This window comes from Comamonas testosteroni, assembly GCF_000761245.1.
GTDB lineage: Bacteria > Pseudomonadota > Gammaproteobacteria > Burkholderiales > Burkholderiaceae_C > Comamonas > Comamonas testosteroni_C.
This window is the reverse complement of sequence record NZ_AWOR01000046.1, coordinates 108,364-129,483: the sequence shown is the minus strand read 5'-3', so window position 1 is coordinate 129,483 and position 21,120 is coordinate 108,364. Positions and strand designations below refer to the sequence as shown.

General features: G+C 62.7%; 19 protein-coding genes. 8 read left to right on the top strand and 11 right to left on the bottom strand.

The features are described 5' to 3' along the window. Positions 1-30: 30 nt before the first annotated feature. The 4 genes from infB to P353_RS11905 all read right to left on the bottom strand — a co-directional run bounded on the left by infB (position 31) and on the right by P353_RS11905 (position 5,599). On the bottom strand, positions 31-2,865 hold the full coding sequence (gene infB, locus P353_RS11920; protein WP_034369458.1) for a translation initiation factor IF-2: 2,835 nt from the start codon (positions 2,863-2,865) through the stop codon (positions 31-33). 23 nt (positions 2,866-2,888) lie between these two features. Then, a complete protein-coding gene (gene nusA / locus P353_RS11915) occupies positions 2,889-4,376 on the bottom strand; it encodes a transcription termination factor NusA (protein ID WP_034369455.1) in 1,488 nt (495 codons plus the stop codon). An 83-nt stretch (positions 4,377-4,459) separates the two neighbouring features. Next, positions 4,460-5,038, bottom strand: coding sequence for a ribosome maturation factor RimP (gene rimP, locus P353_RS11910; protein ID WP_003080490.1), 579 nt, complete (start codon positions 5,036-5,038; stop codon positions 4,460-4,462). Positions 5,039-5,218: 180 nt separating this feature from the next. Then, complete coding sequence (locus P353_RS11905; RefSeq protein ID WP_034369452.1) at positions 5,219-5,599, bottom strand: thioredoxin family protein; 381 nt, start codon at positions 5,597-5,599, stop codon at positions 5,219-5,221. Positions 5,600-5,828: 229 nt separating this feature from the next. Between P353_RS11905 and P353_RS11900 the strand changes: the two genes are divergently transcribed. Further along, positions 5,829-6,809: a DnaJ C-terminal domain-containing protein gene (locus P353_RS11900; protein ID WP_034369951.1), complete on the top strand. Its 981-nt coding sequence runs from the start codon at positions 5,829-5,831 to the stop codon at positions 6,807-6,809. A gap of 11 nt (positions 6,810-6,820) precedes the next feature. Then, positions 6,821-7,153 (top strand): chaperone modulator CbpM, encoded by a 333-nt coding sequence (locus tag P353_RS11895; protein ID WP_034369449.1) that lies wholly within the window; start codon positions 6,821-6,823, stop codon positions 7,151-7,153. Between the two features lie 102 nt (positions 7,154-7,255). On the opposite strand, the gene P353_RS29545 is transcribed toward P353_RS11895, so the two are convergent. The 5 genes from P353_RS29545 to P353_RS11875 all read right to left on the bottom strand — a co-directional run bounded on the left by P353_RS29545 (position 7,256) and on the right by P353_RS11875 (position 13,558). Further along, positions 7,256-7,417: a hypothetical protein gene (locus P353_RS29545; RefSeq protein ID WP_196354051.1), complete on the bottom strand. Its 162-nt coding sequence runs from the start codon at positions 7,415-7,417 to the stop codon at positions 7,256-7,258. Positions 7,418-7,614: 197 nt separating this feature from the next. Beyond that, positions 7,615-9,270 (bottom strand): ABC transporter ATP-binding protein, encoded by a 1,656-nt coding sequence (locus P353_RS11890; RefSeq protein ID WP_034369447.1) that lies wholly within the window; start codon positions 9,268-9,270, stop codon positions 7,615-7,617. After that, complete coding sequence (locus P353_RS11885; protein WP_113707717.1) at positions 9,267-10,367, bottom strand: ABC transporter permease; 1,101 nt, start codon at positions 10,365-10,367, stop codon at positions 9,267-9,269. The genes P353_RS11890 and P353_RS11885 overlap by 4 nt, the downstream gene beginning before the upstream one ends. 48 nt (positions 10,368-10,415) lie before the next feature. Further along, positions 10,416-11,444, bottom strand: a complete 1,029-nt coding sequence (locus P353_RS11880) for a microcin C ABC transporter permease YejB (protein WP_034369441.1) — start codon at positions 11,442-11,444, stop codon at positions 10,416-10,418. A gap of 299 nt (positions 11,445-11,743) precedes the next feature. Next, positions 11,744-13,558: an extracellular solute-binding protein gene (locus P353_RS11875; protein ID WP_034369439.1), complete on the bottom strand. Its 1,815-nt coding sequence runs from the start codon at positions 13,556-13,558 to the stop codon at positions 11,744-11,746. A gap of 120 nt (positions 13,559-13,678) precedes the next feature. Here P353_RS11875 and fabI point away from each other — a divergent pair, with 120 nt between their 5' ends. The 3 genes from fabI to P353_RS11860 all read left to right on the top strand — a co-directional run bounded on the left by fabI (position 13,679) and on the right by P353_RS11860 (position 16,276). Further along, a complete protein-coding gene (fabI, locus tag P353_RS11870) occupies positions 13,679-14,479 on the top strand; it encodes an enoyl-ACP reductase FabI (protein WP_003063172.1) in 801 nt (266 codons plus the stop codon). A 172-nt stretch (positions 14,480-14,651) separates the two neighbouring features. After that, complete coding sequence (locus tag P353_RS11865) at positions 14,652-15,173, top strand: superoxide dismutase family protein (protein WP_034369437.1); 522 nt, start codon at positions 14,652-14,654, stop codon at positions 15,171-15,173. 263 nt (positions 15,174-15,436) lie between these two features. After that, positions 15,437-16,276, top strand: a complete 840-nt coding sequence (locus P353_RS11860) for a DNA ligase (protein ID WP_034369433.1) — start codon at positions 15,437-15,439, stop codon at positions 16,274-16,276. Between the two features lie 61 nt (positions 16,277-16,337). On the opposite strand, the gene P353_RS11855 is transcribed toward P353_RS11860, so the two are convergent. Beyond that, positions 16,338-17,066 carry an IclR family transcriptional regulator gene (locus P353_RS11855; protein WP_034369430.1) on the bottom strand — a complete coding sequence of 243 codons (729 nt, stop codon included), beginning with the start codon at positions 17,064-17,066 and terminating at the stop codon, positions 16,338-16,340. Positions 17,067-17,207: 141 nt separating this feature from the next. On the opposite strand from P353_RS11855, the gene P353_RS29540 reads away from it, so the two are divergent. The 3 genes from P353_RS29540 to P353_RS11840 all read left to right on the top strand — a co-directional run bounded on the left by P353_RS29540 (position 17,208) and on the right by P353_RS11840 (position 20,532). Then, a complete protein-coding gene (locus P353_RS29540; RefSeq protein WP_034369427.1) occupies positions 17,208-18,143 on the top strand; it encodes a hydroxymethylglutaryl-CoA lyase in 936 nt (311 codons plus the stop codon). Positions 18,144-18,188: 45 nt separating this feature from the next. After that, positions 18,189-19,406, top strand: coding sequence for a CaiB/BaiF CoA transferase family protein (locus P353_RS29535; protein WP_198529060.1), 1,218 nt, complete (start codon positions 18,189-18,191; stop codon positions 19,404-19,406). Between the two features lie 112 nt (positions 19,407-19,518). Continuing rightward, positions 19,519-20,532, top strand: a complete 1,014-nt coding sequence (locus tag P353_RS11840) for a Bug family tripartite tricarboxylate transporter substrate binding protein (RefSeq protein ID WP_034369421.1) — start codon at positions 19,519-19,521, stop codon at positions 20,530-20,532. Positions 20,533-20,623: 91 nt separating this feature from the next. On the opposite strand, the gene P353_RS11835 is transcribed toward P353_RS11840, so the two are convergent. Next, the gene (locus P353_RS11835; RefSeq protein WP_232776436.1) at positions 20,624-21,037 is read right to left on the bottom strand and encodes a VanZ family protein; all 414 of its coding nucleotides are present in this window, start codon (positions 21,035-21,037) and stop codon (positions 20,624-20,626) included. Positions 21,038-21,120: the final 83 nt, after the last annotated feature.

Here is a 21,120-nt window from a genome sequence, read left to right as displayed (position 1 = left end):
TTGCGCAACAGGCGCTAGCAGCTATTGCTTTTACAGCGTACGAGCGATTTCCTTGATCTCGAAGACTTCCAGCACGTCGCCTTCCTTGATGTCGTTGTAGTTGCGCAGCTTGATACCGCACTCGAAGCCTTCCTTGACTTCCTTGACATCGTCCTTGAGGCGGCGCAGCGACTCGATCTCGCCCGTGTAGATGACCACGTTGTCGCGCAGCAGACGGAAGTGTGCGTTGCGGGTGACGTGACCTTGCGTGATGTACGAGCCGGCAATGGTGCCGATCTTCGTCGCCACGAACACGGTACGGATCTCGGCCATACCGATGATCTCTTCGCGCTTCTCGGGAGCCAGCATGCCGGACATCGCAGCCTTCACCTCATCCACGGCGTCGTAGATGATGTTGTAGTAGCGAACGTCGACATCGTTGCCTTCGGCCGTCTTGCGGGCCTGAGCATCCGCACGCACGTTGAAGCCGATGATGATGGCCTTGGAAGCCAGTGCCAGGTTGACGTCGGACTCGGAAATACCGCCCACGCCGGAGTACACCAGCTGGACCTTGATTTCGTCCGTCGACAGCTTGAGCAGCGATGCTGCCAGCGCTTCCTGCGAACCTTGCATGTCGGCCTTGATGATGATGGGCAGTGTCTGCACATCGCCAGCAGTCATTTCGGCGAACATGTTTTCCAGCTTGGCGGCTTGTTGCTTGGCCAGCTTGGTGTGGCGGAACTTGCCGGCACGGTAAGTGGCAATTTCACGGGCACGACGTTCGTCGCTCAGCACCATGAAGTCATCACCTGCCATAGGCACTTCGTTCAGACCCTGAATCTCGACAGGGATGGAAGGACCGGCTTCCTTGGTCTGCTTGCCGTCTTCGTCGAGCATGGCTCGCACGCGGCCATAGGTCTGACCCGCCAGCACCACATCGCCGACCTTCAGCGTACCGGACTGCACCAGCACCGTAGCCACGGTACCACGGCCCTTGTCCAGCTGGGCTTCGATCACGATACCCTTGGCAGCGGCTTCCACCGGCGCCTTGAGCTCCAGCACTTCGGCCTGCAGCAGCACTTGCTCCAGCAGCTCGTCGATGCCCTGGCCAGTCTTGGAGGACACGGCCACGAAGGGAGAATCACCGCCGTACTCTTCGGGCAGCACCTCTTCCACGACCAGCTCCTGCTTGACGCGGTCGGGGTTGGCTTCGGGCTTGTCGGCCTTGGTGATGGCCACCACGATAGGAACACCAGCCGCCTTGGCGTGCTTGATGGCTTCCTTGGTCTGGGGCATGACGCCGTCGTCGGCAGCAGCCACCAGAATCACGATGTCGGTGGACTTGGCACCGCGAGCACGCATGGCCGTGAAGGCCTCGTGACCGGGGGTGTCCAGGAAGGTGATGATGCCGCGAGGCGTCTTCACATGGTAGGCACCGATGTGCTGCGTGATGCCGCCGGCTTCGCCCGACGCCACCTTGGTGCGACGGATGTAGTCCAGCAGCGAGGTCTTGCCGTGGTCCACGTGACCCATGACGGTCACCACAGGAGCGCGGGGCAGTTGCTCGGCTTCGGCGTTGGAGACTTCCTCGGCAGTGAAGGCTTCGGGATCGTCCAGCGCAGCCACCTTCGCAGTGTGGCCCATTTCTTCCACCACGATCATGGCGGTGTCCTGGTCCAGCGGCTGGTTGATGGTGACCATCTGGCCCATCTTCATCAGCACCTTGATCAGCTCGGATGCCTTGATGGCCATCTTGTGGGCCAGTTCGGCCACGGTGATGGTCTCGGGCACCGAGATCTCCAGCTGACGGAACTCGGGAGCCTGCTGCTGTTGCTGCTCGTGACGGTCATTGCCACGACGGCCCCCCCTGGGACCGCCGCGCCAGTTGGAGCGGCCAGCGACGCCACCGGAGCTGTCGCCACGGGTCTTGATTTCCTTCTTCTTGGCCGCATCGTTGGACCAGCTCGAAGACAGCTTTGCAGACTTGACTTCCTTGCCGGGACGGGCGCCACCACCAGCGTTGGCTGCACCAGCGCTGCCTGCAGGCTTGTTGCCATCCTTGGCGGCAACAGGCTTCTTGGCATCCGCAGCGACCGGAGCAGCCTTCTTGGGCTCCTCGGGCTTCTTGGCGACCAGCACTTTCTTGGGCGCAGCCATCATGGCGCGGATGGCTTCCGCCTCGGCCAGGGCCTTGCGGCGGCGTTCATCCAGATCCTTGGCACGGCTGGCTTCTTCAGCAGCCTTGGCCTGGGATTCTGATTCCGCCTTGGCGCGTGCCTCGGCCTGGGCCGCTGCACGTGCAGCAGCGCCTGCGGCGTGCTCGCGCTTTTCCTCTTCCTTTGCCGCCTTGGCTTCAGCCACCTTGGCGACTTCCGCGGCTGCATAAGCTGCAGCACGTTCTTCGGCTTCGCGCTCGCGGCGCTCGCGCTCTTCGCGCTCTTGACGTTCCTTGGCCAATTGTTCTTCCTGATGGCTCAACAGCTCAACCTCGCGGCGAGCATCTTCTTCACGGCGTACCAGCTCTTGACTAGCGGCACGCTCCTGCACAGCCTTAGCCATGCTTTCCGCATTGGCCTGAGCCTCGGCGGGAGTGTCTTCCCGCTTCACGAAAGTGCGCTTCTTGCGCACTTCCACCTGAATCGTACGGGCACGGCCCGATGAATCCGCCTGCTTGATTTCGCTGGTGGACTTCTTGGTCAGCGTGATCTTCTTGGCACCGCTGCCATGGCTTGCCTGCAGGTGAGACAGCAAACGCTGCTTGTCACCTTCGGTCAGCGCATCAGCGGCATTGGCCTTGTCAACCCCGGCGGCCTTGAGCTGCTGCAGCAAGGTATCAGGGGTCGTGTTGCGCTCTTTCGCAAATTCTGCAACCGTATTACTCGACATAAATGCTCTGTACCTCCCTGACCTTACTCTTGCCCATCGGTAAACCAGTGCTCACGCGCCTTCATGATCAAGGCCTTGGCTTCTTCGGCAGTCTGACCGGTGATTTCGGTCAGCTCATCGATTGCCAAGTCGGCCAGGTCATCACGGGTGTGCACATCAGCTTGCGCCAGCCTGTCCAGCAGTTCGGCAGTCATGCCGTCCAGGGACACCAGATCCTCGGATGCCTTGCTCACATTTTCTTCGCGAGCAATTTCCTGACTCAGCAGTGCATCCTTGGCGCGGCTACGCAGCTCGTTTACCGTCTCTTCGTCGAAGGATTCGATTTCGAGCATTTCCTGCAGCGGCACATAGGCCACTTCTTCCAGGGTCTCGAAACCTTCTTCGATCAGGATGTTGGCGATTTCCTCGTCCACATCCAGCTTTTCCATGAACAGCTTGCGCGAGACAGCCGACTCGTCGGCCTGCTTCTGAGCAGACTCTGCAGCGTCCATGATGTTGATTTTCCAGCCTGTCAGCTCGGAGGCCAGACGTACGTTCTGACCACCGCGACCGATGGCGATAGCCAGATTTTCCTCGTCCACCACCACGTCCATGGCGTGCTTTTCCTCGTCCACGACGATGGAAGAGACATTGGCAGGAGCCAGAGCACCGATCACGAACTGAGCGGGGTCTTCGGACCACAGCACGATATCCACACGCTCGCCGGCCAGCTCGTTGGTCACGGCGTTCACACGGGTACCGCGCACGCCGACGCAGGTGCCGATGGGGTCCACGCGCTTGTCGTGGCTCAGTACGGCGATCTTGGCACGAGAGCCTGCGTCACGGGCGCAGCTCTTGATCTCCAGCAGGCCTTGCTCGATCTCAGGCACTTCATTGCGGAACAACTCCACCATGAATTCTGGGGCCGAGCGCGACAGCAGGATGGGAGCGCCGCGCAAAGTGGCATCGACTTCCATGATCATGGCGCGCACGCGGTCGCCATTGCGCAGATTTTCCTTGGGGATCATCTCGCCGCGCTTGAGTCGGCCTTCCACACGGCCGGATTCGACAATGATGTCGCCCTTGTCCATGCGCTTGACGGTACCGGTGAAGATCTTATCGCCACGGGCCAGGAATTCGTTGAGCAGCATTTCGCGCTCGGCGTCGCGAATCTTCTGCAGGATGACCTGCTTGGCAGCCATGGCACCGATACGACCGATGGGCAGCGACTCGATCTGCTCTTCAATGAACTCACCAATTTGAATGCCGGGCACGCGGTCTTCCGCATCCATAAGCATTTCTTCGGCGTCGGGGTTCTGCAGACCGGCATCGTCAGACACCACCACCCAGCGGCGGAAGGTGTCGTAGTCGCCGCTTTCGCGATCGATGGACACGCGGATGTCTACTTCACCTTGGTACAGCTTCTTGGTGGCCTGTGCCAGTGCGGATTCCACGGCACCAAAAACCACATCGCGCTCCACGTTCTTTTCACGCGAAATGGCTTCAACCAACATCAACAGTTCGCGATTCATGCGACGACTCTCCTATTTCAATCACACAAAGAGGATTTGCATGCGACCTCTTTGCCCCAAAAGATTCCAACGCTTCAGCTGCCTCATTCAGGCTTGGCTGCGCGTCCTTTGAAATTCACAATCGGTGCCAGACGAGCTTCGCGCAACTCGTCAAGCGTAAAGCCCATGGCGTTCAACGGCGCTGGCTCACGCTTCTTGCTGACGCGCACGCCCGGCTTAGGAGGCGGCTCATCGCTCCAGACGATCTGCCAGCCACCTTCTTCAGTCCGCTCCAGCGTGCCACGAAATTTCTTGCGGTTTGCATTGATCTTGTCGCCGCCAGCAGCCCCGATGGGAGCCTTGAGCGTCAGATCCACCTCCGAGCCTTCAAAACGGATGAAGTCCTGCTCATGGCGCAGCAAACGATCAATGCCTGGGGAAGAGACCTCCAGGCGGGCGTAGTCAGCACCATCGACTTCCAGCGCAAACTGAAGCTGGCGCGTGACTTTTTCGCAGTCTTCCACTGTCACGAACTGCTCGGGCAGCTCAGGCGCACCTTCCTCCGGCGCCTGCCAAGGCAAATCAATCGTGATGCGCAGCAGGCCACCGGCCGAGCGCTCGATTTCAACCAGGTCATAGCCCAGACCTGTTACGGTTTGTTCAACGATTTGCTGTAGTGCCACGTGTATTCAGTTCAATCCCGAAAAATCTGTCAAATCATGGACTTAGCTCTGTCAAAAACAGGTTTCGCCATGAATTGCCCAAAAAAAACGGGCGGTATGTACCCGCCCGTTTGGTCGTGAAGCCGTGATTGTAGCCGCAAACCATTGTTTTCGCAAAAAGTGTCTCGCATAAAACTGCGATCAACGCAAGACGTCCTGCAGGTCATCAGCGCGCAACAATCGCTGCAGCAAATCCTGAGCCTCCTGCACATCGGCAGGCCTCGCCGCTGCATCAGCAGGCAGGGAGTGCAGCATCCGTGCCAGCACCCCCGTCTGCGGAAGCACAGGCCCCAGGAATCTGGCCTGCTCGCCCTGCGCCACCAAGATGGACGGAAAGGTTTCTATGTCCAGATCGCCGGCTACATCCTCACGGTCTTCCACATCGAGCCAGACAAAACGCATCTGTGGAAACTGGGCAGCAAGAGCCTCGAAGGGCTGCCGGTACTGTTTACAGGTACCGCACCAGTCAGCACAGAGGCAGACAACCAGCCACGCGTCTGCTTTTGTAATTTCTTGTTTCATTTCAAACTCTGGGCAGGCCTTCGCACATGCCCCTGCATTGATCCCCGCAATGGTAGCGCCAGATGCACCCAAGGACTCAAACCCCGGCCATCACCCCACCAGCGCGCATTGAGACCCTTGAAGCCGCAGCACTCTATCCCTATTATTTTTCCTGAACCCGGGCGCGGCAATGGCAGCAGCCATAGCAGCTGGCTTGCGCCCTTCTTTCGACAAGAAGATTGGTGACTCCATGGATTACAAGGACTATTACAAGATACTTGGCGTGGACAAAAAGGCCTCCGCCGACGACATCAAGAAGGCCTATCGCAAGCTCGCCCGCAAATACCATCCGGACATCAGCAAGGAAAAAGATGCGGACGCTCGCATGGCCGAGGTCAACGAAGCCAACGCCGTGCTCTCCGACCCCGAAAAGCGCGCCGCCTACGACGCCATGGGCGACGAGATGCAGTTTGCGCAAAATGCCAGAGCCCAGGGCGGCGGAGGCTTTCGCCCGCCGCCCGACTGGGATCAGCAGGACTTTCACTTCAGCAGCCAGGGCGATGCCGGCAGCGACGCCGATTTCAGCGACTTCTTCTCGCAGATGTTCGGCCAGGCCGCTCGTGCGCGACGCCATCAAGGCCAGCAAGGCGCGCGCAGCACACCCGATATGCGCGGCCAGGACCAGCACGCCAGCATAGAGCTGGATTTGCAGGACAGCTACAGCGGAGCCGTGCGCTCGCTGCATCTGCGCAGCACCGTGCTCGACGACCAGGGCATCCCCACCCATAAGAACAAGGAGCTGCAGGTCACCATTCCAAAGGGCGTGCGCGAGGGCCAGATGATTCGCCTTGCCGGTCAGGGCAACCCGGGCCTGGGCAAGGGTGCCCCAGGAGATCTGCTGCTGGAGGTGCACTTTCGCAGCGACCCACGCTGGTGGTCCGAGGGCAAGGATGTGTACCAGCGAGTGCCACTCGCACCCTGGGAGGCCGAGCTGGGCGGCCCCATCCCCTTCAAGACGCTGGCCGGGGAGCTGGAAGTCACCGTGCCCGCCGGCTATCGCTCGGGTCGCAAGCTGCGCCTCAAGGGCAAGGGCCTGCCCGCCGCCACGCCGGGTGATTTGTATCTGGTGCTGGATGTGGTCTTCCCGCCCGCCGCGACAGCCGCGCAAAAGCAGGCTTACGCCGACTTTGCCAAGGCCTTCCCGCAGTTCGATGCCCGCAGCCTGAGTTGAAAGGTTTTCCCATGAGCACCTCCCACTACCCTTTCTACGAGCCTGCCGAGCTGCTGGAGCAGGCCGTGCTCGATCTGCACGAGTTGGCCCGTCATTGCTGCACCAGCCCTCAATGGGTGATCGAGCATGTACAGACAGGCGTCATCAGCTACGACAACGCTGGCCAGGTCCGCGAGATCAGCCACGAGCAATGGCGCTTCAGCAGCCAGACACTGGTACGCGCGCGTCGCATTGCCCAGCTGGAGCACAGCTTCGACGCCGACCCCCAGCTCGCCGCCCTGACCACCGATCTCATCGAGGAAGTGCAGCAGCTGCGCCGCAAGCTGAGGAATCTGCAGGGATAAGCCCGCCAGCACCCTGATGGCCCAAAAAGCAAAAAGCCCTCGCACCGAAGTGACGAGGGCTTTTTTGCGGGCCGCACACCAGGGCGCAGCCTGCTGCAGGAATTAGCCGTGGCGCTTGCCGGCTTGCTTCTTGCTGCGAGTGTGCGAACCACGCTCCAGGCTCACGCGCTGGCCACGGCCGGGAGTAGGCAGGGTCACGCCATTGGGTGCCTGGGGACGGGGAGTGGCCTTGCGGTCTGCTTCGGTAACGATCTTATTGCCCATGTCGAATTCTCAATTGGGAGGTTGAAAGGGACCAATTAGGCCACAGCCAGAGAATTCGCGCCAAACAAATACAAACTTTCGAGTGCGGATTCAGTGTTTTTCAGCACATGCCTGCCTCGCGAATCAGTGAATCGACAGCAATTGCAGGCATTCAAAGCCTCAAACCTTTGAAGGGAAAGCACTGCTCGCCATCACATTCAGACCACCGGCGACTCGGCAACGACCCCGGCGGCCTCGACCAGCTGGCGCGTATAGGCCTGACGCGGCGCCGCGAGCACCTGCTGGACACTGCCCTGCTCCACGATCTGCCCCTCCTTCATGACCAGCACCTCATGGGCCATGGCGCGAATCACATCCACATCGTGGGTGATGAGCAGATAGGCCAGACCACGCTCCTTTTGCAGCCGCTGCAGCAGGGCCAGCACTTGCTGCTGTATGGTGACATCGAGTGCACTCGTGGGCTCGTCCAGCACCAGGACCTCGGGCTCCATGATGAGCGCGCGCGAAATCGCCAGGCGCTGCCGCTGCCCGCCCGAGAATTCATGGGGATAGCGCTGCAGCAGGCCGGGAAACTGGGTCTCGGTCAACCCCACCTCTTCCAGCATCTTGAGCACGCGCTCGCGCCGCAGCGCGGCAGCGAGCTCAGGGGCATGGATCTGCAGGCCTTCGCCGACGATCTCCTCCACCGTCATGCGCGGAGACAGCGAAGAGAACGGGTCCTGAAACACCACCTGGATCTTGCGCCGCAGCGCCAGATTGGCGGCGCTGTTGCGAATTGCCGGCTGCTGCCATGGCCTGCCGGCCACCTGCAGCGCCCCGGCCGCAGGCAACAGCCCCAGCACAGCCTGGGCCAGCGTGGATTTGCCCGAGCCCGATTCACCGATCACCCCCAGGGTTCGGCCGGGCCGCAGCAGCATATCTGCGCCCTTGACCGCCACGAATGCCCCTTTTTTGAACCAGCCGCGAATGCCGGGCAAGGGCGTGGCATAGCTCACCTGCAGGGCCTGGGTCTGCACCACGGCCGCCTCGCCGGACGGCTCGCCCCCCTCCACCACATTGCGCACCGGCCGACTGGCCAGCAGCTTGCGGGTATAGGGGTGCTGCGGGTTCTGCATGAGATCGGCCACAGCACCCTGCTCCACGAGACGGCCTTTTTCCATGACCGCCACGCGGTCGGCGAAGCGGCGCACCAGGTTCAGGTCATGCGTGATCATCAGCACGGCCATGCCGGTCTGTCGCTGCAGATCGGCCAGCAGATCCAGGATCTGGCCACGCAGCGTCACATCCAGCGCCGTTGTCGGCTCGTCGGCCAGCAGCAGCCGGGGACGACTGGCCAGGGCCATGGCAATCATGGCGCGCTGACGCTGGCCACCGCTGAGCTGGTGCGGAAAGCTCTGCGCGCGGCGCCCAGGCTCGGGGATACCGGTGGTGGCCAGCAGCTCCACCGCCTGCTTCAAGGCCTGGGCACCGCTCAATGACTGCTTGAGCTGCAGCACCTCGGCCACCTGCGCGCCCACGGTCATCAGCGGATTCAGCGCCGTCATCGGCTCCTGAAAGATCATGGCGATATCGCCGCCGCGTATGCCCTGCATCTCGCGCTCCGAAAGCCCCAGCAGATCGCGCCCGTCCAGCAGGGCCCGGCCACCCAGCTGTGCATCGCCCACCAGGCGCAGCAGCGACAGCGCCATGACCGACTTGCCCGAGCCGGACTCCCCCACCAGCGCCAGCTTCTCACCGGCCGCCAGCTCGAAGCTCACATCCTGCACCACGGGCTTGCCCGCAAAAGACACGCTCAGATCGTGCACGCTCAGCAGTTGGCTGCGGCTGTCCATCCCGTATTTCTCCTGGCTCATGGCTTGCCTCCCGCACGCTTCGCGGCTTCGGTGCGCGTCTGCTTGCGCGGATCCAGCGCATCGCGCAGGGCGTCCCCCATGAAGGTCAGCAGCAGCAGCGTGATGACCAGCACGCCAAAGGTGGACAGGGAAATCCACCAGGCATCGATATTGTTCTTCCCCTGACTCAGCAGCTCGCCCAGGCTGGGCGTGCCCGGGGGAACGCCCAGGCCCAGGAAATCGAGCGAGGTCAGCGCCAGGATGGCCCCGCTCATGCGAAACGGCAAAAAGGTGATCACCGGCGTCATGCTATTGGGCAGGATGTGGCGAAAGATGATGGAGCGATTGCTGGCACCCAGCGCCTGGGCGGATTTCACATAGTCGAGCTGGCGGTTGCGCAGAAACTCGGCGCGCACATAGTCGGCCAGCCCCATCCAGCCAAACAGGCTCAGCAGGATCAGCAGCAGCGAGACGCTGGGCGCAAACAGCGCACTGAAGATGATGAGCAGGTAGAGCTCGGGCATGGAGCCCCAGATTTCCGTCAGGCGCTGAAAGGCCAGATCCGTCCTGCCGCCGAAAAAGCCCTGTACAGCCCCCGCCAGCACACCAAGCAGCACGCCCACAGCCGTCAGCGCCAGGCCGAACAGCACGCTGACGCGAAAACCGTAGATGAGCTGGGCCAGCAGATCGCGCCCCCGGTCGTCGGTGCCCAGCCAGTTGTCGGCCGACGGTGCAGAAGGGTTGGGCGACTTGGCAAAGTAGTTGATGGTGGACTTGCCATAGCGGTTGAATGGGAAGATCGCCCAGTTATCGCCCTCACCGAGCCTTTGCTGGATGAAGGGATCTAGGTAATCGGTTGGCGTATGGAAATCGCCCCCAAACGTGGTTTCCGGGTAATCGTGCAACAGCGGCAGATAGGTCTGTCCCTCATAGCGCACGATGAGCGGCTTGTCGTTGGACAGCAGTTCGGCAAACAGGCTGAGCACCACCAGCACCGAGAAGATCAGCAGGCTGACAAAGCCCAGCCGGTTGGATTTGAAACGCCTCCAGGCCCGACGCCCCGGAGATTCGGATTGGGCAGCAGCCGCCGCAGGCACACGCTCCGCTCCTGTATTCATAGCTTCTTGCGGCTGCAGGGCATTGGTTTGAGGCTTATCTTGCATAAATCAGTCAAACTTGACCCGGGGGTCCACCCAGACATAGCAAAGATCGCTGATGAGCTTGGTCACCAGACCGATCAGCGTAAAAAGATACAACGTGCCCAGCACCACGGGAAAGTCGCGGCGAATCACGCTTTCATAGCTGAGCAGGCCCAGGCCGTCGAGCGAGAACAAGGTCTCGATCAGCAGCGCGCCGGCAAAGAAGGCGCCGATGAAAGCCGAGGGGAAGCCCGTGACGATGGGAATCAGCGCATTGCGAAACACATGCTTGTAGAGCACCTGGCGCTCGGACAAGCCCTTGGCGCGGGCCGTCAGCACATATTGCTTGCGGATCTCCTCAAGAAACGAGTTCTTGGTCAGCATGGCCGTCACGGCAAAGCTGCCCGCCACCATGGCCGTCACAGGCAGCGCGATATGCCAGAGATAGTCCACCACCTTGCCCAAGGCGCTGAGTTCGTCGAAATTGGCCGATGTCAGCCCTCGCAGCGGGAACCACTGAAGCTGCCCACCAAAGATGACCAGCAGCGCCACACCCAGCACAAAGCCCGGGATGGCATAGCCGATGAGAATCACAATTGTGGTTGCCAGATCGAAGCGCGAGCCCGCTCGCACAGCCTTGGCCACACCCAGCGGCACAGCCACCAGATAGCTGATGAAAAACGTCCAGAGCCCCAGGCTGATGGAGACTGGCAGTTTTTCCTTGACCAGCGCCCAGACGCTTTTGTTCTGGAAAAAGCTGGTGCCCAGATCGAAACGCGCAAACTGGCCCAGCATCTGCACGAATCGTTCGACCGGCGGCTTGTCAAAGCCGTACAGCGCCTTGATCTCCTCCAGGCGCCTGGGATCCACGCCCTGGCCGCCTCGGTAGCTCATGGAAGCGCCTTCGGCACCATGTCCGGCGCTGGCCTTTGCCTCGGCCAGATACTGCTCCACCGGGCCGCCGGGCACGAACTGGATGACGACAAAGGTCAGCAGCAGCACGCCCAGCAACGTGGGGATCATCAGCAAAATGCGTTTGAGAATATAGGCAAACATCTTCGATCAACCCTTATTTCCAGCCGCAGCGGCGATGGCCGCAGCACCGGGCCGCCCCAAGCAAGGCCAGCCTCCCCTCTGTGGCAGTGGCCGGTGCAGCGGTGGAGCGCGGGGCCACTTTACTTGGGCCGCCGCGCCGGGCCGCCCCAAGCAGGGCCAGCCTCCCCTCTGTGGCAGCGGCTGGTGCAGCGGTGGAGCGCGGGGCCACTTTACTTGGGCCGCCGCGCCGGGCCGCCCCAAGCAGGGCCAGCCCCCTCGGGGGGCAGCGACCCGTGCAACGGTGGAGCGTGGGGGCCACTTTACTTGGCCCACCAGGCATAGACCGCCCATAGTTCGCCCGGCGAATAGGCCGGAATCTGCCCCGGCAGCGCCAGCCTCCAGGCGTCATAGACCATCCGGTGCGTGCCCGAGTAATACTGGGGAATCAGGTAATGGCCTTGCACGATGATGCGCTCCAGCGCATGGCAGGCGGGCAGCATCTGCTGCTCGGACTTGGCCGCAGCCATCTGAGCAATGATGGCATCCACCGCCTTGCTCTTGAGTCCGACATAGTTCGAGCCCCCCTCCACATCGGCGGCGGCGCTGCCGAACAGCTCGGCATATTCCTGCCCCGGATTGTGCGTACCGGGCACGTTCAGCGTCACGATGTCGAAATCGTATTTGTCCATGCGCTGCTGATAGAGCGCGTAGTCCACATTGCGCACCTTGAGCGTGATGCCCAGCTTTTCCAGGTTGCGCATCCAGCTGCTGACGATCTTGACGCCACTCTCACTGCTGTCCAGATATTCCAGCACCATGGGCTCGCCGCCGGCGTTGCGCAAGGCCCCGTCCCTGACCGTCCAGCCTGCATCGGCCAGCAGCTTCTGCGCGCGGCGCAGATTGCCGCGCAGGCCGTCGCCCGTATCGGTGCGTGGCGGCTGGGCCATGGGCCCCAGCGTGGCGGGCGGTAGGCTGGTCTTGAAAGGGGTGAGCAGGGCCAGCTCCGCCTCGGTGGGCTCGCCCCGGGTCTCGCACGCCGTGTTGCCGAACAACCCGTGCACACGCTGATAGGCGCCGTAGAACATCTGGCGGTTCATCCACTCATAGTCATAGGCCAGACCCAGCGCCTCGCGCACGCGCACATCCTTGAGCTGCTCGCGGCGCAGGTTCAGGAAAAAGCTCTGAAAGCCCGAGGGCAGCTTGTTCTCGAACGCGCCCTTGACCAGCTCGCCCGACGCAAAGCGCCGCCCCGTCAGACGCCGGGCCCAGTCACCCGCGCTATTGATGCGCATGAGATCGAACTCGCCGGCCTTGAGCGCCTCCAGCCGCGCCGTGCCGTCCTTGTAGATCTTGATGGTGATGCGGTCGAAATTGGCCAGGCCGACACGCACCGGCAACGCCGCGCCCCAGTAAGAAGGGTCGCGCACATAGCTGATGTCCTTGCCGAACTTGACCGGACCGATCTTGTAGGGCCCGCTGCCGATCGGCGTGTCCATCACCACCTGGTCAAAGGCCTTGGGCTTGCCATCCGCGCCCAGCCCCCAGTCGCGGCTGAACACCGGCAGCAGGGTGCCCACGGTCAGCGGCAGGTCACGATTGGGCTTTTTGAAGCGAAAGCGCACCGTGCGCTCATCGATCACGTCACAGCCGGCCACCTCGGCAAACAGCGTCTTGTAGCCGGGCGAGACATATTTGCTCAGCAGCGTCTCGTAGCTGTGCTTCACATCCTGAGCCAGTACCGGCTTGCCGTTGTGAAAGCGCGCCTGCTTGCGCAGTTTGAAGGTCGCGGACAGGCCGTCGGCCGCCACCTCCACATCCTCGGCCAGCAGGCCATAGCCCGTAGCCGTTTCGTCGAGGCTAGGGGTCAGCAGAGTCTCGAACAGCATGTCTGCCAGATAGGCAGGCGGCGAGCCCTTGATCGTGAAGGGGTTGTACTTGTCGAAGGTCGAATAGCGCAGATTGCTGACCATGCGCAGCTCGCCGCCCTTGGGCGCTTGAGGGTTCACATAGTCAAAGTGCTTGAAGTCGGCCGCGTACCTGGGCTGACCCCAGAGCGCATAGCCATGTGCTGCCAGGGCAGGTGTGGCAACTTGGCTGCTGACAATCAGGGCTGAGCAAATCATCCAATGGCGCATGCGACAATTCTGCCCTACCCCGACTGATTCGCACCCAGTTCGAACGGATACGTTTTCAAAGATGGCGCGTCTGCCACAGATGCAGCCATCGTCTCTTTCAATTTTCTTTGGAGAACAACAATGGGTTTTCTCGCCGGTAAAAAGCTGCTGATCACAGGCGTTCTGTCCAACCGTTCCATCGCCTACGGCATTGCCAAGGCATGCCACGAGCAAGGCGCAGAACTGGCTTTCAGCTATGTGGGTGAACGCTTCAAGGATCGCATTACCGAATTTGCTGCCGACTTCGACTCCAAGCTGGTGTTCGACTGCGACGTGGGCGACGACGCCCAGATCGAAAAGCTGTTCGCCGACCTGGGTGCCACCTGGGGCAAGTTCGACGGTTTTGTGCATTCCATCGGTTTTGCCCCCCGTGAAGCTATTGCCGGCAACTTCCTCGACGGTCTGAGCCGCGAGAACTTCAAGATCGCCCACGATATCAGCGCCTACAGCTTCCCTGCCATGGCCAAGGCGGCCCTGCCTTACCTGAACGACAAGTCCTCGCTGCTGACCCTGTCCTATCTGGGCGCTCTGCGCTCCATCCCCAACTACAACACCATGGGTCTGGCCAAGGCATCGCTGGAAGCATCCGTGCGCTACCTGGCCGAAGCCGTGGGCCGCACTGCCGACGGCCGCGCCATCCGTGCCAACGGCATCTCCGCCGGCCCCATCAAGACCCTGGCGGCCTCGGGCATCAAGGACTTCGGCAAGCTGCTGGGCCGTGTGGCCGATGCCGCCCCCCTGCGCCGCAACGTGACGATTGAAGACGTGGGCAATGTCGCCGCCTTCCTGCTGTCCGACCTGGCCTCCGGCGTGACCGCCGAGATCACCTATGTGGACGGCGGCTTCAGCCAGACCGCAGGCCTGTCGGCCGACCAGGTCTGAGCCCCAGGCTTTTGACGACACCAGCCCCGCAGGCTTCCAAGGCCTGCGGGGCTTTGTTTTTTGGGCCCGCTCCCGACATCTTGGCCCTTGCCCTACAAGCGCGGCAGAGCACTGACGCTATGGTTCACAGTGTTTTCTCTATGGTTCTTACGAATATTCAAGAGGAGCTTACATGCCATATCGTTTTCTCATCCTGACCGCATTCGCTGCTGCCCTGACGGCCTGCAGCACCCCCGAGCCCCAACCCGCCCAGGCCATCGCCAGATTGCAGGCCACTTCGGGCAGCAAGGTCAGCGGCGATGTGAAATTCACCCAGAAGAGCGGCCAGCAGGTCGTGATCAATGCCGTGATTCACGGCCTCAAGCCCAATTCCGAGCACGGCTTTCACATCCACGACAAGGGCGACTGCGGCGACAACGGCAATGCTGCTGCCGGCCACTTCAACCCGCTGGGCAATCCCCATGGCAAATATGACTCGACCCAGCACCATATGGGCGACCTGCCAAGCCTGAAGGCCGACTCCAACGGCGTGGCCACCGTCAACGTACAGTCGGCAGACATCACCTTGCTGGCCGGCCCTGGCAATGTCATAGGCCGTGCGGTCATCGTCCATGCCCAGCCCGACGACTACACCACCCAGCCCACGGGCAACGCCGGCGCACGCATCGCCTGCGCCGTCATCAGCCGCGACTGAAGGCCTTGCCCCTTGACAAAAGCCGCTGCCTGGCTGCAGCGGCTTTTTCATTGAAATCACCGCAATCCCTATAGATAAACCGCTGATAGCTATAGATAAGCCGCCGATAGCTATGTTTTTTGATATGGGTTCGTACCCGCATCGACACCATAGGCTCCGCGCTCTAGCATGAGCTGCCTCATTACCGGGAGATAGCCATGCCTGAGCCACGGCACCGATCCCTTCGGGAATGCATTCACTGGCTGCTCTGCGCCTGCCTCTGCATGGGCTTTGTTGCCGTGCGGGCCCAGACCACGGCCCAGCCGCCTTCGCTGATGCTGGCCCAGGTCTGGCGCAGCGGCCTGCCGCTGCAGGACTATTGGGTCAGCGAAAAACTGGACGGCGTGCGCGGCTACTGGAACGGCCACCAGCTCGTCAGCCGTGGCGGGCTGCGGATCGCGGCGCCAGAGTGGTTTGTTCGGGACTGGCCGGCCACCCCCATGGATGGCGAGCTCTGGGCTGGACGCGGCCGGTTTGCCCATGCCCAGTCCACCACGGCACAGGCCATCCCGAACGATCGGGCCTGGCGCCAGATGAGATTCATGGTGTTTGATCTGCCCGCAGCTGCGGGCAGCTTTGACCAGCGCCTGCCGCTGCTGCAGCGCACCGTCGGGGCCATTGCCCAGGACTGGGTGCAGATGGTGGAGCAGCGCAAGCTGGGCTCGGAAGCCGAGTTGCGGCAATGGCTGCACACAGTCGTCACAGGCGGCGGCGAGGGCTTGATGCTGCACAAAGGCAGCGCGCCCTATCGCCCGGGCCGCAGCGACGACCTGCTCAAGCTCAAGCCTTTCGATGATGCCGAAGCCCGGGTCATAGGCTACAAAAGCGGACGCGGGCAATGGCAGGGCATGACGGGTGCGCTGCTGGTGCAGACCCCGGACGGCAAGCAGTTTTCACTGGGCTCCGGACTGACGGCGCAGATGCGCAAAAGCCCGCCTGCGCTCGGCAGCTGGGTCACCTACCGCTACCAGGGCCTGCATGAAAAAAGCGGCCTGCCGCGCTTTGCCCGCTTTTTGCGCGTGCGCAGCGAGCCGGGCTTTCAGCCCGAGCCGGCAGGCCCGTGACTCGGGCTTCATCGCGGCCTGCGACTGCCGAGCATGCGCCTCACGCCCACGGCGCCCCAATCTACGGCAGTTGCGCCCCCAGGTCGCGCGCGGCCTGCAACACGTTTTTGACATAGCGTTCGTCATAGCGATGCGCAGGCATGGTCAGCGTCAGGGCAGCGGCCAGCTCCCCGCTGCGGCGAAAAACCGGGGCCGAGATGCCGGCGATCTCGCTATGCCTGTCACCCACCAGGGCTTCGTAACCATCGGCCCGTACACGCGCATAGTGGCTGCGCTGCTTCTTCACCCAGTCGCCCAGCTCAGGATCGAAAGCGACCAGCACGCGCCCGCCAGCTCCCTTATCCAGGGGCAGCAGATCTCCGACACGCGCATGGTCGCGCACCGGATGCGGCGAATCCACGCGGTACAGACACAGACGTTCGCGCCCCTGACGCACATGGTAGGCAGCGCTCTCGCCCGTGGCCTGGACCAGTGCGCGCAGCACCGGCATGACCAGCTTGTCCAGCGAAAAGCTCTGCTCGTAGACCGCATGCAGCCTGGCTACGGCCGGGCCCACCGCGTAGCGCCCGTCATCCTGGCGCTGAACCCAGCCGCCATGCTCCAAAGAAGCCAGCAATCGCAGCACCGTGCTTTTGTAAAGGCGCGTGCGCTCGGCCAGCTCGGCCAGGCTCAGCGCGGCATCGCCATCCTGGAATGCGCTCAGCACGCTCAGGGCCCGATCCACTGCGGCCACACCGCCAGGCGCGGCATTCTCGTCGGCTACGGATTCATTCAGGGATTTACGCGGCATAAAAACTCCTGCCCCTCAGCTTGACAGGGCATCAGGACGCAAGGCAATATTTCAATAGAAAGAATTCAGTTCTATTAGATAGAACACCATTAAAGCATTGTGCCAGCCGCAATGCAAGCATGAAATCCAAGTGAGGCAACCATGTCACTCCCCCACCGCTTCGATCTCCTGATCAGCGAAGTCGGCCCCCGCGACGGCCTGCAGTCAGTCTCGGCCACCATGAGCACGGCCCACAAGTGCGCCTGGATCGACGCCCTGGTGGCAGCGGGCGTGCAGGAAATCGAAGTCGGCTCCTTTGTCTCGCCCAAGCTGCTGCCGCAGATGGCCGACGCCGCCGAGGTCGTGCGCCACGCCGTCACACACCCCGGCGTCACCATCATGGCCCTGGTGCCCAATCTCAAGGGAGCCGAAGCCGCCATGCGCGCCGGCGCGCACAAGATCACGCTGCCCGTATCGGCCAGCCCCGCGCACTCCATGGCGAATGTGCGCAAAACCCCGGCACAGATGGTGGACGAGGTGCGCGCCATCGCCAGGCTGCGCGACGAGATGGCCCCCGGCGTGCATATCGAGGCCGGTATCTCCACCGCTTTCGGCTGTACCTTGCAGGGCCTGGTGCCCGAGGACGAGGTGATTGCGCTGGCTGCGGCCTGCGTGGCCGCCGGAGCCGATGAATCGGGGCTGTCCGACACCACGGGCATGGCCAACCCGGCCCAGGTCAAGCGCCTGTTCACGCGCCTGCGCAGCGAACTCGGCGACAGGGCCGGCGCCGCGCATATGCACAACACCCGAGGCCTGGGTCTGGCCAACTGCCTGGCCGCCTATGAGGCGGGCGTGCGCACTTTCGACGCCTCCCAGGCCGGACTGGGCGGCTGCCCCTATGCCCCCGGTGCCTCCGGCAATGTGGTGACCGAAGATCTGGTCTTCATGTTCGAAGCCATGGGACTGCGCACCGGCATTGATATTGAGCGATTGCTTGCAGCGCGAGAAACGCTGGCCGCCGGCCTGCCGGGTGAGGCGCTGTACGGCATGCTGCCACCTGCAGGCCTGCCCAAGGGCTTTGTGCCTCACCGTTACTGATCACCAAGCGGCTCGCAACCGGGCCAAGAACAAGAAGAGATGAATATGCACTCCTCAACCGAATCCGCCGGCACCGGCGCCGCACCCCTGCCCTATGCCGGCATCCGCGTGGTGGAATTCACCCATATGGTCATGGGCCCCAGCTGCGGCCTGATGCTGGCCGACCTGGGCGCCGAAGTCATCAAGGTCGAGCCCGTGGGCCACGGCCGCAGCGGCGACGCCACGCGCAAGCTGCTGGGCTCGGGCTCGGGTTTTTTCCCGCTGTTCAACCGCAACAAGAAAAGCCTGACGCTGGATCTGCAGACGCCCGAAGGCAAGGAGGCCGCGCTCAGGCTGATCGCCACTGCCGATGTGGTGACCGAGAACTTCAAGCCCGGCACCATGAAAAAGCTGGGTCTCGACTACGAAAGCCTCAAGAACCAGTTTCCGCGCCTCATCTATGTGAGCCACAAGGGCTTTCTGCCCGGCCCCTACGAGCACCGCACGGCCCTGGACGAGGTGGTGCAGATGATGGGCGGCCTTGCCTATATGACGGGCCGCCCCGGCGACCCGCTGCGCGCGGGCACCAGTGTCAACGACATCATGGGCGGCATGTTCGGTGCCATGGGAGCCATGGCGGCCCTGGCCCAGCGCGAGAAGACGGGCAAGGGCCAGGAAGTGCAAAGCGCACTGTTCGAGAACAATGTGTTCCTGATCGCCCAGCACATGATGCAGTACGCGGTGACCGGCAAGCCCGCAGCGCCCATGCCCGCACGCATTTCGGCCTGGGCGATCTACGACGTGTTCGAAGTCCAGGGCGGCGAGCAGATATTTCTGGCCGTGGTCAGCGACGGAGCATGGCGCGAGTTCTGCAACGCCTTTGGCCTGGAGCAGCTGCGTGACGATCCGCGCCTTGGCAGCAACAACGACCGCGTGCAGGCCCGCAGCTGGCTGATGCCGCTGCTGCGCGAAACCATGGCCGGCTACAGCGCCGCACATATTGCCAGCGTCTTCGAGGACAAGGGCCTGCCGTTTGCGCCCATCGCCCGTCCGCACGACCTGCTCGAGGACCCGCACCTGAACGCCACCGGTGCGCTGGCCCCCATCACCTTGCCCGACGGCCGCGACAGCAAGACCGTGCTGCTGCCGCTGACCCTGGACGGCAAGCATCTGCAGGTGCGCCTGTCGCCGCCCAAGCTCGGCGAGCACAGCCTGGAGATTCTGACGGCGCTGGGCTACAGCCAGGCCCAGGCCCAGGCGCTGGCACAGGGCCAGCCCGACTGAGCGGCCCTGCGGGGCCATCGCCCCGCACGACTCACCCACCCCAGAACAGGGCGCCCACGCGCGCCCTGCGGGGATTCTTTCGCCCCATTTTCATCATTCAGGAGACAAAACCATGCCACACAACCCCTATTCCGGATACCCGAGCCGCCGCCAGGCAATGGCAATGGCCGCCTGCGCGCTGACGGCCATGACGCTGGCCGCAGGCAGCGCTGCGGCACAGCCCGGGGAATGGCCCGCCAAGTCGATCCGCATGGTCGTGCCCTTCACGCCTGGAGGCGGCACCGACACGGTGACGCGCCAGATCAGCGAGCGCATGGCGACCGCGAATCGCTGGGTCATCGTGGTGGACAACAAGCCAGGTGCGGGCGGCAATATCGGACTTGATGCCGTCGCCAAGGCACCGGCCGACGGCTATACCTTCGGCATGGGACAGACCGCCAATCTGGCCATCAACCCCTCGCTGCTGCCCAGCATGCCGTTCAATGCCAGGGCCGACCTGCTCCCCGTGGCGCTGGTGGCCTCGCAGCCCGTGGTGCTGGTCGTGCCCACCGATTCGCCCTGGAAATCGCTGCAGGATCTGATCGCTGCGGCCAAGGCCCAGCCCGGCGCCATCAAGCAAGGCCTGGCGTCCACGGGCACCGTGGGCCATCTGGCGGGGGAAATGCTTTCCTACAAGGCCAAGATCGATGTGCTCAACGTACCCTACAAAGGCGCCGCGCCGGCCGTGACCGATCTGCTGGGCAAGCAGACCCACTATATGTTCGGCACGCCTCAGGCGGTCTACCCCATGATCAAGGGCCAGCGCCTGCGCGCCCTGGCCGTGACCTCGGCCAAGCGCCTTTCCATCCTGCCCCAGGTCCCCACCGTGGCCGAGTCCGGCTTTCCGGGCTTTGAAGCCGTGGACTGGAAGCTGATCGTGGCGCCCAGGAACACGCCTGCCGCGCTGGCGCAGAAGATCAACGCCGCCGTGAACACCGGCTTGCAGGACCCTGCCGTGCTCAAACAGCTGCAGTCCGAAGGCAGCACGCCCATGGGCGGCAGCCTTCAGGATGCCCAGGCCTATCTGCAAAAGGAGCAGGCCAGCTGGGCCGCACTGATCCGTGACGCGAAGATCACGCTGGAATAGTCATCAAAATCAGGAGCGTCTTGCGCAATAAATGCCTATGTTTCAAATAGATTTATACCTATATATGAGACAGGTCAATCGCAAGCAGCTACTATTTTTGCTTCATGCAGCGCAGCCCCTGAATGAACAGCACAGCCAGGCTCGCGCCCACTGCATTGGCCAGCGCATCGAGCCACTCGGCTGACCGCGTGGGGGCGACGCTGGCCTGCAGCAGCTCGATCACGCCGCCGTAGCCAGCACAGATCAGCACCACGGCCAGTGCTTGCCAGGCTGTCCAGCGCAAGCCCATAGCATGCGCACGCGCCAGCCCCGCGCAGCAGAGCAAACCCGCCAGCACAGCATGCAGGCCGGCATGCACCAGCTTGTCCGTGTGCTCGAAGCCACGCAGAAACGGGAACAGCCTGAGAATCAGCCCGCCGCTGCTGCCTGTCTCATTGAGGCAGCCCCACAGCATGAACAGGGCCCAGCCCAGACTGGCTGCCGCCAACAGTTTCCACAGGGGCACGGTGCCAGCCGGTTGCAGGAATGAATGCATAGCAGGGACATGAAAAAGCCCGAAGTGCAGGCACTCCGGGCTGATGTGCAAAA

Coding starts and splice junctions, on each gene's coding strand:
- infB (WP_034369458.1), bottom strand. CDS start 2,865: ATGTCGAGTAATACGGTTGCAGAATTTGCGAAAGAGCGCAACACGACC.
- nusA (WP_034369455.1), bottom strand. CDS start 4,376: ATGAATCGCGAACTGTTGATGTTGGTTGAAGCCATTTCGCGTGAAAAG.
- P353_RS11905 (WP_034369452.1), bottom strand. CDS start 5,599: ATGAAACAAGAAATTACAAAAGCAGACGCGTGGCTGGTTGTCTGCCTC.
- P353_RS11900 (WP_034369951.1), top strand. CDS start 5,829: ATGGATTACAAGGACTATTACAAGATACTTGGCGTGGACAAAAAGGCC.
- P353_RS11895 (WP_034369449.1), top strand. CDS start 6,821: ATGAGCACCTCCCACTACCCTTTCTACGAGCCTGCCGAGCTGCTGGAG.
- P353_RS29545 (WP_196354051.1), bottom strand. CDS start 7,417: ATGGGCAATAAGATCGTTACCGAAGCAGACCGCAAGGCCACTCCCCGT.
- P353_RS11890 (WP_034369447.1), bottom strand. CDS start 9,270: ATGAGCCAGGAGAAATACGGGATGGACAGCCGCAGCCAACTGCTGAGC.
- P353_RS11885 (WP_113707717.1), bottom strand. CDS start 10,367: ATGAATACAGGAGCGGAGCGTGTGCCTGCGGCGGCTGCTGCCCAATCC.
- P353_RS11880 (WP_034369441.1), bottom strand. CDS start 11,444: ATGTTTGCCTATATTCTCAAACGCATTTTGCTGATGATCCCCACGTTG.
- P353_RS11875 (WP_034369439.1), bottom strand. CDS start 13,558: ATGCGCCATTGGATGATTTGCTCAGCCCTGATTGTCAGCAGCCAAGTT.
- fabI (WP_003063172.1), top strand. CDS start 13,679: ATGGGTTTTCTCGCCGGTAAAAAGCTGCTGATCACAGGCGTTCTGTCC.
- P353_RS11865 (WP_034369437.1), top strand. CDS start 14,652: ATGCCATATCGTTTTCTCATCCTGACCGCATTCGCTGCTGCCCTGACG.
- P353_RS11860 (WP_034369433.1), top strand. CDS start 15,437: ATGGGCTTTGTTGCCGTGCGGGCCCAGACCACGGCCCAGCCGCCTTCG.
- P353_RS11855 (WP_034369430.1), bottom strand. CDS start 17,066: ATGCCGCGTAAATCCCTGAATGAATCCGTAGCCGACGAGAATGCCGCG.
- P353_RS29540 (WP_034369427.1), top strand. CDS start 17,208: ATGTCACTCCCCCACCGCTTCGATCTCCTGATCAGCGAAGTCGGCCCC.
- P353_RS29535 (WP_198529060.1), top strand. CDS start 18,189: ATGCACTCCTCAACCGAATCCGCCGGCACCGGCGCCGCACCCCTGCCC.
- P353_RS11840 (WP_034369421.1), top strand. CDS start 19,519: ATGCCACACAACCCCTATTCCGGATACCCGAGCCGCCGCCAGGCAATG.